The organism is Saliphagus infecundisoli (genome assembly GCF_020177375.1).
In the GTDB taxonomy this organism is placed as follows: Archaea; Halobacteriota; Halobacteria; order Halobacteriales; family Natrialbaceae; genus Saliphagus; species Saliphagus infecundisoli.
This window is the reverse complement of sequence record NZ_JAIWHV010000010.1, coordinates 1-12588: the sequence shown is the minus strand read 5'-3', so window position 1 is coordinate 12588 and position 12588 is coordinate 1. Positions and strand designations below refer to the sequence as shown.

Annotated in this window: 11 protein-coding genes; 3 read left to right on the top strand and 8 right to left on the bottom strand. The window is 69.1% G+C overall.

Features of this window, described 5'->3' with window-relative positions; all coding sequences use genetic code 11:
• Nucleotides 1-70: 70 nt before the first annotated feature.
• Entirely contained in the window at nucleotides 71-2197 is a 2127-nt protein-coding gene (locus LCF40_RS12870; protein ID WP_224828744.1) for a DHH family phosphoesterase, read from the top strand.
• 12 nt (nucleotides 2198-2209) lie between these two features.
• On the opposite strand, the gene mnhG is transcribed toward LCF40_RS12870, so the two are convergent.
• The 7 genes from mnhG to mbhE are packed head-to-tail and all read right to left on the bottom strand — an operon-like array spanning nucleotide 2210 to nucleotide 8334.
• Complete coding sequence (gene mnhG / locus LCF40_RS12865; RefSeq protein WP_224828743.1) at nucleotides 2210-2584, bottom strand: monovalent cation/H(+) antiporter subunit G; 375 nt, start codon at nucleotides 2582-2584, stop codon at nucleotides 2210-2212.
• Nucleotides 2581-2874 (bottom strand): monovalent cation/H+ antiporter complex subunit F, encoded by a 294-nt coding sequence (locus tag LCF40_RS12860; protein ID WP_114577593.1) that lies wholly within the window; start codon nucleotides 2872-2874, stop codon nucleotides 2581-2583. Before LCF40_RS12860 ends, mnhG begins: the two co-directional genes overlap by 4 nt.
• Complete coding sequence (locus tag LCF40_RS12855; RefSeq protein ID WP_224828742.1) at nucleotides 2861-3514, bottom strand: Na+/H+ antiporter subunit E; 654 nt, start codon at nucleotides 3512-3514, stop codon at nucleotides 2861-2863. Before LCF40_RS12855 ends, LCF40_RS12860 begins: the two co-directional genes overlap by 14 nt.
• Nucleotides 3511-5115, bottom strand: a complete 1605-nt coding sequence (locus tag LCF40_RS12850) for a complex I subunit 5 family protein (protein WP_224828741.1) — start codon at nucleotides 5113-5115, stop codon at nucleotides 3511-3513. The genes LCF40_RS12855 and LCF40_RS12850 overlap by 4 nt, the downstream gene beginning before the upstream one ends.
• Nucleotides 5112-5510 carry a sodium:proton antiporter gene (locus LCF40_RS12845; protein WP_114577591.1) on the bottom strand — a complete coding sequence of 133 codons (399 nt, stop codon included), beginning with the start codon at nucleotides 5508-5510 and terminating at the stop codon, nucleotides 5112-5114. Before LCF40_RS12845 ends, LCF40_RS12850 begins: the two co-directional genes overlap by 4 nt.
• A complete protein-coding gene (locus tag LCF40_RS12840) occupies nucleotides 5507-5971 on the bottom strand; it encodes an MnhB domain-containing protein (RefSeq protein ID WP_114577590.1) in 465 nt (154 codons plus the stop codon). Before LCF40_RS12840 ends, LCF40_RS12845 begins: the two co-directional genes overlap by 4 nt.
• Entirely contained in the window at nucleotides 5968-8334 is a 2367-nt protein-coding gene (gene mbhE / locus LCF40_RS12835) for a hydrogen gas-evolving membrane-bound hydrogenase subunit E (RefSeq protein WP_224828740.1), read from the bottom strand. The genes LCF40_RS12840 and mbhE overlap by 4 nt, the downstream gene beginning before the upstream one ends.
• A 153-nt stretch (nucleotides 8335-8487) precedes the next feature.
• On the opposite strand from mbhE, the gene LCF40_RS12830 reads away from it, so the two are divergent.
• Nucleotides 8488-8982 (top strand): SHOCT domain-containing protein, encoded by a 495-nt coding sequence (locus tag LCF40_RS12830; RefSeq protein ID WP_224828739.1) that lies wholly within the window; start codon nucleotides 8488-8490, stop codon nucleotides 8980-8982.
• A gap of 52 nt (nucleotides 8983-9034) precedes the next feature.
• Nucleotides 9035-10693 carry a tRNA uridine(34) 5-carboxymethylaminomethyl modification radical SAM/GNAT enzyme Elp3 gene (locus LCF40_RS12825; RefSeq protein ID WP_224828738.1) on the top strand — a complete coding sequence of 553 codons (1659 nt, stop codon included), beginning with the start codon at nucleotides 9035-9037 and terminating at the stop codon, nucleotides 10691-10693.
• Nucleotides 10694-11111: 418 nt separating this feature from the next.
• Here LCF40_RS12825 and LCF40_RS12820 read toward each other — a convergent pair whose 3' ends face one another.
• Nucleotides 11112-12407, bottom strand: a complete 1296-nt coding sequence (locus LCF40_RS12820) for a YncE family protein (protein ID WP_224828737.1) — start codon at nucleotides 12405-12407, stop codon at nucleotides 11112-11114.
• Between the last annotated feature and the right edge of the window lie 181 nt (nucleotides 12408-12588).

The following is a 12588-nucleotide window of genomic DNA, read 5'->3' as shown; positions in this document are numbered from 1 at the left end:
GTCGGCGTCGGCGTTCGTCGCGGGCGCGTTTCGACAACCGTTTTAGGCCGAACCTGCTTGGACGAACTATATGGGTAACTGTATCATCTGCGGCACGTCCGTCGAGGGCGTGGTCTGTACGAGCCATCAGGAGGACGTCGCCTTCGAGTTCGAAGGGACCTCGGCGTCACAGCTCACCCCCGAGCGCTACTACCGGGGGACGGTCGACGGCTACGCCGACTTCGGCGTCTTCGTCGACGTCGGCGACCACGTCACGGGCCTGTTGCACCGAAGCGAACTGAAGCAACGACTCGAGAGCTTGGACTGGGAGCCCGGAGACAGCGTCTACGTCCAGGTGTTGGACGTCCGGGACAACGGCAACGTCGACCTCGGCTGGTCGATCCGCCAGGACGACCGCGAGTTCCGCGGGACGGTGATCGATGCCCCCGACGGCGACCGCCTCCCCGAGGACGACGGGAGCGAGGAGGAAGACGAGGAACCCACGACCCACGCCGACTCGCCCGCGGCCGGCGACCCGACGTCGGGGCCCGACGACCCCGTCGCAAACGGCGGCACGGAAGTCGAGACCGCGGCCACGCCCGAGGAGGCAGTCGACGTCGAGAGCGAGCCGACCGAGACCCCGCCCGAGAGCGATCCCGAGGCCGAGGGGTATCCGACCGACGAGGACGGCGAGCCGACGCTCAATCCGACCACGGTCGACTCGCTGGCGGACCAGGTCGGCGCGATCGTCCGGCTCGAAGGCGAGATCACGAGCGTCCGCCAGACCTCCGGCCCGACCGTCTTCGAACTCCGCGACGAGACCGGCGCCGTCGAGTGTGCGGCCTTCGAGGAGGCCGGCGTCCGTGCCTACCCCGACGTCGACGTCGACGAGATCGTCGCTCTGGAGGGCGAGGTCGAGCGCCACCACGGCGACCTCCAGGTCGAGACCGAACGCTTGGAGCCCCTCTCGGGCGAGGACCGCGAGACCGTCGCCGACCGCCTCGTCGAGGCCGTCGAACGGGAGGCCCGGCCCGCCGCCGTCTCCCTGCTGGCCGACCACGACGCCGTCGCCGACCTCGAAGAGGAAGTCGTCGAGGCCGCGACCGCGATCCGCCGGGCGGTGATGGAGGCCCGGCCGATCGTCGTCCGCCACACGGCGACCGCCGACGGCTACGTCGCCGGCGCCAGCCTGGAACGGGCGATCCTCCCGCTAATCCGGGCAAAACACGCCCGCGAGGACGCCGAGTACCACTACTTCGAGCGGCGCCCGCTCGACGACGCGGTCTACGACATGGACGCCGCGACCGGCGACGCGACCTCGATGCTCGAGGCCCGCGACCGCCACGGCGAACAGCTCCCCCTCGTGGTGCTCGCCGACGCCGGCAGCACCGCGGAGTCCGCCGACGGCTACGAGCTCCTCGAGAACTACGGCGCCGACCGGCTCGTGATCGACGACGGCCGGGGCGACGGCGCCGTCGCCGAGGCCGTCTCCGTCGCGGTCGGTCCGGCCTTCTCGGAGGCCGCCGAGGGCGACGCCGAGATCACGACGACCGCCCTCGCGGCGAACGTCGCTGCCCACGTCAACGACGACGCCCGCGAGGACCTCGCACACCTCCCCGCGATCAGCTACTGGGAGGGGGTCCCCGAGGCGTACGCCGACCTCGCGAGCGAGGCGGGCTACGACGATACCGCCCGCTCGGAGCGCCGGGAGGCGATCGCTCTGGAGGCACACTACCAGTCCTACAGCGACAAGCGCGAACTCATTGCCGACCTGCTGTTCGACGGCGGGAGCGGGCTCGCGGGCCACATCTCCGAGCAGTTCCGCGACAAGCTGGGCGACGAACTCGAGACCGTCCGCTCGAACGTCGATCGCCGCGAGGCCGAGGGGGTTCCGGTCACCGTCCTCGACACCGACGCCTACACCCACCGCTTCGACTTCCCGCCGACGGGCCTCCTGCTCGACGCCCTCTCGCGAGTCGAACGCGAGGAGCGCGGCGAGGAGACGGTCACGATCGGCATCGACGAGGACGAACTCCACGTCCGGAGCACAGACCCCGTGGACGTCCGCGCACTGGGCGCGGCGATCGAGTCGGCGGTCCCCGAGGGTGGCGTCCGGGTCGTCGGCGGCCCCGACGGCTACGTCGCCTTCCTCGTCGGCGAGCGCGAGGGCGTGATTGAGGCCGCCGTCGCCGCGGTCGGCGACCTGGCCGACGAGTAGTCGCCCGTATTCTCAGTCGCTTTCGTCCTGACCGGGGTTCGAGTCGGTCTCCGAGCCCTCGCGCTCAAGTGCCGACTCGTCGGGCCAGGTGACGCTCCCGACGAAGGGGACGCCGACCCGTTCGGCCGAGCGGGCGATCATGTGGGCGCCAGTCGGCACCGTCAGGAACAGAAAGAGGATGCCGACGAGCGCCGTCAGCCCCTCGCTGCCGGGACCGAACTCGACGACGGCGGCGAGGAAGACGGCGGCGGTGCCGAGCGTCGTGGGCTTGCTCGTCGCGTGCATCCGGTTGTAGACGTTCGGAAACCGGAGCAGGCCGATCGTGCCGACGGTGAGGAAGAAAACCCCGACGACGATCAGGGCGACGAGGAGGGCGGCCCGGATCACTGGATCACCTCCCCGCGATCGACGAACTTGGCGACCGCGACGGTCGCGATGAAGCCGATGATCGCGAGCACGAGGCTGATCGTGACGAACAGCCCCCGGTCGGTCCGGAGCGCAAAGAGGACGGCGATGGCGACGACGTTCGTCGCGATGGCGTCGAGGGCGACCACGCGGTCGGCGACCGTCGGCCCGCGGATGACCCGGTAGCTACAGAGGACACAGAGCGCACCGACGACGACCAGCGCCGCGTCGATCGCGACCAGGAGGACGGCGGGGTCGCTACTCGCCGTCACGCCCGTCACCCCCGTCGTGTCCCGGGTCGCCCGAGCTCTCGCGGCCGACCTGGTCTCCGCGACTCCGCTCGCCCCACCGGTCGCCGCCGCTGACGACGATCTCGGGGGCCGGCTCCGACGACGACGCCTCCTCGTCGAACATCTCGAGTGCGTAGTCCTCCCAGCGCCTGATAGGATCGACGATTCCGTCGGGGTCGCGGCCGTCGACGACGTGGACGTACAGCGCGTTCGCCTCCTCGGCGTAGTCCAGGGTTATCGTCCCCGGCGTGACCGTGATGCTGTTGGCGAGCAGCGTGATCGCGGGGGCGGACTCGACGCGAAGCGGGATCAGGATGACCTCGGGCTCCATCGGGAGCGACGGCGCGAGCACGCGGTAGGCGACGTCGACGTTCGAACGCACCACCTCCCGGAGGAAGTCGAGGAGGTACCGTCCCGCCGCCGGCACCACCCCGGCCCGCCCGAGCCCGATCCAGCGGGGGTAGAGCCGCCGGAAAAGGTAGGCGATCGGGAGCCCGACCGCGAGCCCGAGGAGGAGCTGGCCGAGGAGGGCCATCGGGGCGAGGGTGGTGCCCCGAACGAACATCCAGAGGATCGCGAAGATCCAGCCCGCGACCGGCCAGGTCCGAACCTGGACGCTCACGCCGCCTCACCCCCCGGATCGACCGCCTCGGCGTACCCCTCGGCGTCGAGGGCGGCCTCGGCGGCGACCTCGGCGAACTCGTAGACGGGATCGAAGCCGATCCCGACCGCGAGGACGCCGGCCGCGAGCGCGACGACCGCGGCGACCTGGACCCGGTCCATCCGGGCGTCAGTGACCGCCGTCGATGGGGCGCCCCAGAAGCCGCGGTTCCAGACCCGGGTCGCGTAGGCGATCGTCAGCAGCGAGCCCGCGAGCAGGACGACGAGGGCGCCGCCGGCCTCCGCTCGGATCGCCGCCTCGAAGACGAGGAACTTCCCGAAAAAGCCCGACAGCGGGGGCATCCCGACCAGCGCAAGCGAGCCGACGAAGACCGCGATCGACAGCGCGGGCGCGCGCTCGGCAAGCCCCCCCAGATCGTCGAAGGCGATCGTTCCGGTCGCCGACCTGACGGCGCCCGCCGCGAGAAAGAGCAGCGCCTTCGCCAGCGCGTGGTTGAGCGCGTAGACCAGCGCCGCGAGCACCGCGAGCCGGCGGAACTGCTCGCTCGTGGCCGCGGCCGCGAGCGCGACCGGGAGCGCGATGAAGCCGACCTGGCCGATGCTGGAGTACGCGAAGACGCCCTCGATCGAGGGCCGGCCGATCGCGCCCACCCCCCCGACGACGATGCTCGCCGCGGCCATCGCAAACAGGACGGGGCCGACGAACGCGAGCGGGGAGGCACCCGCGATCCCGAGGTCGGTGCCGGGGACCGAGAGCGAGATGGGGACGTCGGCGCCGGCGAAGACGGTAAAGGAGAGCCGGATGATCGCGTAGATCCCGACCTTCTTCGTCGCGCCCGCGAGGAGGGCGGTGATCGGCGGCGGCGCCGCCCGGTAGGCCGAGGGGATCCAGAACTGGAAGGGGACGAGGCCGGCTTTGAGCGCGAACACGGAGAGTAGGAGTCCGAAGAGGCCGACGACGGGGACCGGATCGATCCCGTAGGCTGCGGGGTCGGCGAGGCGCTGGGCCAGATCGGCCATGTTGAGGGTACCGGTGGTCGCGTAGAGCCCGCCGACCGCGAGCAGGAAGACGGCGCTGGCGACGAGGTTCAAGGCGACGTACCGGAAGGCAGCGCGGGTGTGCTGGGGGCCGCCGTAGTAGGCGACGAAGACGTAACTCGCCATCAGCATGACCTCGAACCAGACGAAGAGGTTGAAGAGGTCGCCCGTGAGGAAGGCGCCGGTGACCCCGAGCAGGAGGACGTGAAAGAGCGGGTTGTAGAACGTCCGGCGGTCGTAGCCGATGTTGTGGACGTACCGCGTCGAGAAGATCGCCGAGGCGAGCCCGACGGTCGCGACCATCGCGAGCATGAACGCCGAGAGCCCGTCGGCGACCAGCGTGATGCCGAAGGGCGCGGGGTGACCGCCGACCTGGTAGGTCGCGATCCCCGGGGCGCCGGGCGCGAGGACGACCGTCCAGGCCAGCAGGGCGACCGCGAGCGCGTAGCCCGCGGTCCCCGCGAGGGCCAGGCCCGTCCGGAGGCGGGGGTAACTCCCGAACAGGAGCGTGAGGACGGCGGTAACGAGGACGACGAGCATCGGCGCGATGACGACGGTGGTCATCGCCGGTCACCCCCGTCGCTCCGGGTCCGCTCTCGCCCCTCGGAGACCTCTCGGCCCCCGATCTCGGCGAGGTCCAGGGTGCCGTGTTCCTCGTAGACCCGGTAGGAGAGCACCAGCGCGAAGGCGGTCATCCCGAAGCCGATGACGATCGCCGTCAGCACCAGCGCCTGGACCAGCGGGTCGGCGGTCTCGGGGACCTCGCCGTGGCCCGCGAGCACCGGGACCGCGTCGTGGGTCGCGGGTGCGATCTCGCCCGCGGTCAGCAAGTAGAGGTTCGCGGCCTGGCCGACGAGCGCGAGCCCCCAGACGACCCGGACCAGGTCCCGCCGGAGCATGAGGAAGGTGCCGAGGGCGAAGAGGGCGCCGACGGTCGCCGCGAGGACGATCGCGGTCATTCGGCTCCCACCGCCGAGAGGATCGTGAGCAGGCCGCCGACGACGACGCAGTAGACCCCGAGATCGAAGACGACCGCGCTCGCGAGCTCGACGTGGCCGTAGATCGGGACGCCCTCGAGCACGACGTACGTCTGGCTCAGGAACGGAACCCCGAAGAACAGGGGCACCAGCGCGCTCCCGACGGCGATCGCGAGCCCGGCCGCGAACAGTCGGCGGTAGGCGACGACGACCCGGTCCCGCGAGGGTGCCTTTCCGGACTCGACCTCGCGGCCGAGGACGCCCCGTTCGAGGAAGTCAAGGCCGAAGGCGAGATAGAGCAAGGCGAAGGCGGTCGTCGTGAGCACGCCCGCGATGAACCCCCCGCCGGGGAGGTTGTGGCCCTCGAGGAGCAAGGAGAGGGCGACGACGAGCACGATCGGGACGACGACCCGGGCGGTCGTCCGCATCACGACCGTCGTCACGCGTCCTCACCCCGTCCGCGCATGACGAGCAGCGTCAGCACCGAGATCGCTGCGACGGCGACGACGACGAGCTCGCCCATTGTGTCGAACGCCCGGAAGTCGACGAGGACGACGTTGACGATGTTGGTCCCCCCACCCTCGGGGACGGCCTGCTCGGCGTAGTAGCGAGCGATCTCGGAGGCCCCCTCGGGGCGGGCGTCGGTCGTGACGAGGACGGTGACGAAGGCGGTCGCGCCGACGGCGAGCGAGAGGACCGCGTCCCGGCCGACCCGCCCGAGGGCCATCTCCGAGAACTTGGGGACGGGAAGCTCCGCCGACTCGGGAATCTCCTCGATGACGAGCAGGAAGACCAGGAGGACGAGCGTCTCGACGACGAGCTGGGTCAGCGCGAGATCGGGCGCGCTCGCGAGGATGTAGACGATCGCGAGCATGAACCCCACGATCGAGAGCGTGAGGACGCCGACGACGTGGGACGGCGAGCGGACGACGGCGATCGCCGCGACCACCGCGACGGCGGCGACGAGCGCGATCGGGATCGACGCCTCGAGCTCGACCATCGTTCCCGAGAGTGCCCCGGCCGCGGCGAAGCCCGCGAGCGCGATCGCACAGGTGGCCCCGAGCGTCCAGGTCGCGTACGTCCGGAGCAACCCGTTCTGGACGCGGGCGGCGAGCCCTCGTCCGGCGCGCTCGAGGCCGTCGATAGCGGCGTCGTACCACCAGGTCGCGGCGACCGGGGGGATCGCCGCCGACAGCCCGCCGATACCCCGGTGGAAGCGGCCGTAGAACGGGTAGGCGGCCAGTCCGAGTCCGATCGCGAGCGCGCTCATCCCGACCGCGGTCGAGTACGACGTGGGGATCACGTGGGGCATCTCGCGGGGCTCCGTGACCGTCGCGTCGACGGCCGGCCGGACGACGGTCTCGATCGCGATCCCGGGCGAGACGCTGATGACGGCAGTGAGGGCGCCGAGGATGGCCGGCGAGACGAGCAGGATCGGCGCCGGCCGGGTGACGTGGCCGAGTCCATCGGGCCGGGAGCCGAAAAAGAGCGCGAGAAAGCGAACCGAGTAGAGGACGGTAAAGACGCTCGCGAGAACGGCGACGGCGGGGTAGAGCCAGCCGATCGCGCCGGGGATCTGGCCGGCGGCCTCGACGGTCGCGTTGAACAGCAACTCCTTCGAATAAAAGCCGCTAAACGGCGGGATGCCGGCCATGCTCAGGGCGACGACCGCCGTGATGGCGGCCGTAAACGGCAGCTCGTGGCGGAGTCCCCCGAGCTCCGCGAGCTCGCGGGTGCCTGCCTCGTGGGCGACGATGCCGGCGATCAAGAACAGGGCGGCCTTGAACAGTGCGTGGTTGAGCAGGTGAAAGACCCCGGCCTCGGCGCCGTACCCCGAGGCGAAGCCGAAGCCCGCGACCATCAGTCCGAGGTGGCTCGCCGTCGAGTACGCCAGCAGTTCCTTGACGTCGGTCGAGGCCACGGCCAGCATCGCACAGACGAGCATCGTCGCGAGCCCGAGCGCCGAGAACAACAGCGACCACTCGGGGCTCTCGAGGAGGGGGCGGAGCCGTCCGAGGAGGTAGACGCCGACCTTGACCATCGTCGCGGAGTGGAGAAAGGCGGAGACGGGCGTCGGCGCGGCCATCGCGCTGGGGAGCCAGAAGTGGACGGGGACCTGGGCGGACTTGGTCGTCGCGCCGACGGCGATCAGCGCGAGCGCGGGGACGAAGAGGCCGGCCTCCCGTAGCGAGTCGCGGACGGGCCCGGGCTCGGCGAGCATCGCCGCGAGGTCGAAGGAGGCGGGGTCGCCGGCGGCCTGGGCCAGCAACAGGAAGCCGGCGAGCATGAACAGCCCGCCGCCGACGGTGACGAGCATCGACATCCGCGCGGCGTACCTCGAGGAGTCGTCCTCGGTGTGAAAACCGATCAGCACGAACGAACAGAGGCTCGTCAGCTCCCAGAAGACGAACAGTGCGATCAGGTCCGCCGCGAGGGCGACCCCGAGGATCGACCCGAGGAAGGCCACCAGGGCCGCGTAGTACCTCGCGAGGCCGGACTCGCCGTGGAGGTACGCCGGCGAGTAGATCGAGACGAGGACGCCCATCCCGCTTGCGACCAGCGCGAACAGCACGGCCCAGCCATCGACAGCGAAGCGAAGCGAGATTCCCAAGGAGGGGATCCACGCGAGCGAGACGACGCCCTCGGCGCCGTGTTGGGTCGCGAGCAGTGCGAAACAGAGAAACGAGACTCCCGCGGCGAGGTAGCCCGTCCGCTCGCCCAGCAACCGGAACGCAAGCGGCATCAGGAGGGCGGCGACGAACGGCAGCGACACGGCTGCGAACACGACGACCGGCTCCGGGGACATTCGGTTCGGTGGATCTACCCACGGTCGCGCCTTAACCCTTCGGCAGGAAGGACGAACCCGGGCCCGTGGCCCAAACGGGGGCGACGAGCGGTCGGTCCGTCGGACCGGCCGCCGGTCGAAACCCCTTTCGTTTCCTCGCGCACACGAGGGGCTATGAGCGGCGATCCCGCGACCCGCGCCCGGGAGAACGCGACGGCGATCGCCTCGACGATCGTCACCGGACTCTGGCTCGCGCTCCTGATCTCCGGCTTTGGCGGCTCGCTGTGGCTCGCCGTCATGCTGATCGGGTACATGGTCGTCGTCCCCCTCGTCGCCTTGCTGTACGGCGACGAGGAAGACAGGGCCGAGTGGTGGGACGGCATGTGGGGAGACACCGACTGGGACGACTGGGGGGAGTGGTGGGGCGAGGACGAACGCGAGGATCGACCCGCAGAACGCGAACTCGAACCCGGACGCCGGGACGCCCTCGAGACCCTGCGGGAACGGTACGCCGCCGGCGAGCTCACCGACGAGCAGTTCGAGCACAAACTCGAACGGCTGCTCGAGGTCGAGACCGTAGAGGACGCCTCCGAGTGGGCGCGCGCCCGGAGCGGGGATCGAGAGAACCCGCACGGAGACACCGACCGCCACCTCGAGCGCGAGCGATGACCCGGGTAGCGACACCCTTATTCGCCGGACGCCGCCAGTAGGAGATGACCGAATGAGTACCGAGATCTCGCCGACCGAGACCGAGGCGTTCGAGCGGGTCTGTGAGACCCTTGTCGGTCGTATCTTGGCCGGCGAGGTCGAACGCGAGGAGGTCGAGAAGGCGAAGCTCGAAGCCTGCTCGGAGCACTCGGCGCCGAAGGTGCCGAAGAACTCCGAGTTGCTCGACTACGCACCCCGGGAACACCGCGAGGACCTAGAGGAGGTGCTCCGGCGAAAGCCCGTCCGGACCGCCTCGGGGGTGTCGCCTGTCGCGATCATGACCTCGCCCGAGCGGTGTCCCCACGGCAAGTGTCTCTACTGTCCCGGCGGGCCGGACTCCGAGTTCTCTTCGGCGCAGAGCTACACCGGCGACGAACCCGCCGCCGCCCGCGGGGTCCAGAACGACTACGACCCATACGGGCAGGTCACGCTCCGGCTGAACCAGTTGCGCCAGATCGGCCATCCCGTCGACAAGGTAGAGCTGATCCTGATGGGCGGGACGATGACCGCCCGGAGCCACGACTACCAGGAACACTTCGTCAAGCGCGCCCTGGAGGCGATGAACGACTTCGACCCCGGAGCGGAGCCCGAACCCGCCGAGGGCGTCAGCTTCGCGGAGGATCCCGAGGAGTACGAGTGGCGGTATCTCGAGGACGTGATCGCCGAAAACGAGACGAACGACGTTCGGAACATCGGGACGACCTTCGAGACCAAACCCGACTGGTGTGACCCCGAACAGATAGACCGGATGCTCGACCTCGGCGGGACGAAAGTCGAGGTCGGCGTCCAGACGACCTACGAGCGTATAAATCGAGAAATGCACCGCGGCCACGGCGTGCAGGCGTCGATCGACGCCAACCGCCGGCTGCGCGACGCGGCGTTCAAGGTCGGCTTCCACATGATGCCCGGCCAGCCCGGGATGTCAAAGGAGATGTGCCTAGAGGACTTCCGGGAACTGTTCGACAACGAGCAGTGGCGCCCCGACTACCTCAAGATCTATCCGACGCTGATCGTCGAGGGCACCGCGACCTACGACTGGTGGCACGAAGGGGAGTTCGATCCCCTGGGCAACGAGGAGGCCGCCGAACTCGTCGCCGAGATCAAGTCGATGATCCCGCGCTACACGCGCCTCCAGCGCGTCCAGCGCGACATTCCGGCAGACCACATCGAGGCCGGCGTCTGGAAGTCGAACCTGAGACAGCTCGCCCGAAAGCGCCTCGAAGAGCACGGCTGGACCTGCGACTGCATCCGGTGTCGGGAAGCCGGGATGTCCGAGCGGGAGGCCGCCGAGATCGAACTCGACGTGATGAGCTACGAGGCCTGTGGCGGCACGGAACACTTCATTTCCTTCGAAGACTTCGACCGCGACGTGCTGGTCGGGTTCTGTCGGCTTCGGTTTCCCGGAGACCCGGTTCGCGAGGAACTGGAAGGCGCCGCGCTCGTACGGGAGCTCCACGTCTACGGATCGGAGGTCGCAGTCGGCGGGGCTGGCGAGGACGGCCAGCACCAGCACCGAGGGTACGGCCGCCGGCTGATGGAACGCGCCGAGGAACTCGCCCGCGAGGCGGGCTACGGGAAACTCGCCGTGATCTCGGGCATCGGCGCCCGGGAGTACTACCGCGAGAAACTCGGGTACAGCCAAGACGGCCCCTACGTGAGCACGGAGCTGTAACGCAACCGAAGCGAGCGCCGGTTTGCGGTGAACGAAACCACCGGCTCCGTCGAAGTCTTTTTTCTGAGCGCTTTTGTCCGAACCCGGCGTTACATCCGCGTGCGAACGTAACAAACAGAGGGAAACTTATACTTGTACTTGATAATATTGCCACATGAACACCCCCACTGATAAACGTCTATTTGCGATGTGCCTGGTTTCGGCCAGTATTGGTTTGATCACCTATGCTGCTGTCGGAACGGATTACGGTAGTGGCCTAATACTATTAATCGCCATAGCCGTCCTTGCAGTATTGATGATTGCTGACGGATACTTACAGTCTTCCTAAAGCGGTGGTCTGCTCTAATACTGTACGTAACACGGATGTCGGTCACCGGGAGCGAAGTCAAACGACACAGCAGGTCGAACGAACCCCAACTCAGAACGGCGGCGAGTTCGGGATCTCGGTGTCGAACTCGCTTATCGGGCGGACGCCGATGCCGTGGAAGTCGGGGGTGGCGACGTCCTCGTTTTCGATCTCGTCCGCGCCGTAGTCCGCGATCGGGTCGGGTTCGACGGTCGCGACGATCTCGCGGCTCTCGGCGTCGATGGCGTTGAACCCGGGTGTTTCGCCGGTCGCGGGATGGGAGTCTCCCGGCGCCTGCTCGGGGCCCCGCAGCGAGACGAACACGTACTCCCCGTCGGGCGAGGACCACATGACGTCCGGCGCGGGACCGTAGTTCGCTACCTCCGCGATCGCCTCATCGGTCCCGGGATCGAGGACGATCCCGTCGCCGGTCTCGCGGTTGAGCACCCAGAGCTCCTCGCCGTCGGGGGTAAACCGGAGGTCGTGTGCGTCGATCCCCTCCGTGAACCCGCTCTCGATCGGCTCGTGGCCCTCCGTATCGAAAACGTAGTAGTCGCCGACACCCTCCTCGCTCCCCTCGGAGTCGGACGGCCGGCCGGCCGTGAGGTAGATTTTCGACTCCTCGTAGTGGGGCATCGTCCCGGAGTTGGTCGGGACGCCATCGACCTCGCCGTGAAAGACCTCGGTGACCGAGAAGTCAGCGTGGTCGACGACGACGAGGCCGCCGTCGCGGTAGTCCGGACCTAGGGCGTGATAGGAGTGGCCTGCCCCGGTGTGCTGGTGACAGACCGGGCTCGAGTCCGAGAAGTCGCCGGCGTGCTCCCGGATCGTCTCGCTGTCGGTGAGCACGATCTCGCCGTCGATCCCGAACTCCTCGGCCTCGAGGTCGGCCGCGATCCGCTTGATCGCGCCCGCGCCGGCGACGTCGACGACGACGTACTCCTCGTCGGGGGTAAAGGCGGCGAACCGCGACCCCGGACCGGTCTCGACGCTGCCGACGACCCGGCGGTCTTCCGTCCGGACGAAGAGCGTGCGGGCGCCGGCCGTACAGGCGACGGCGGCGTACTCGTAGTCGGCAGTGAACGCGATCGTGTGGGGCCCCCCGCCGTCGTCGGCGGCGAAGTCGATGGACTCGACCTCCTCGAAGGTTCCCTCCTCCCCGCCGGGCTCGTAGACGTAGCCCGTATCGGTCCCTCGATCGAGTGCCCAGATCTCGTAGGTAGCGTCGTCCTCGCCGCCCCCGTCGGACCCGTCGGCACCGGCGGTAGCCCCCCCGTCGCTGCCCTCCCCGAGACAGCCCGCGATCCCGAGACCACCGGCCGCCACCCCGCCGGCCAGGAGCATCCGTCGAGTCACCCGTTCCCACATGCCACCCCCTCTCGACCCGATCGATTAATATGTGACGAATAGCACGCCTCGGGCCTGTTGCGTTCTGAGTTGATAAAGCTGGGGAGAGCGAGACCACTGCGAGGGGCACTGGAAAGGGGTGTGTAGACTGCGCAAGCTCAACCTGATGCGAGCAAATAGACCCAGAACCAAGAGATACGTC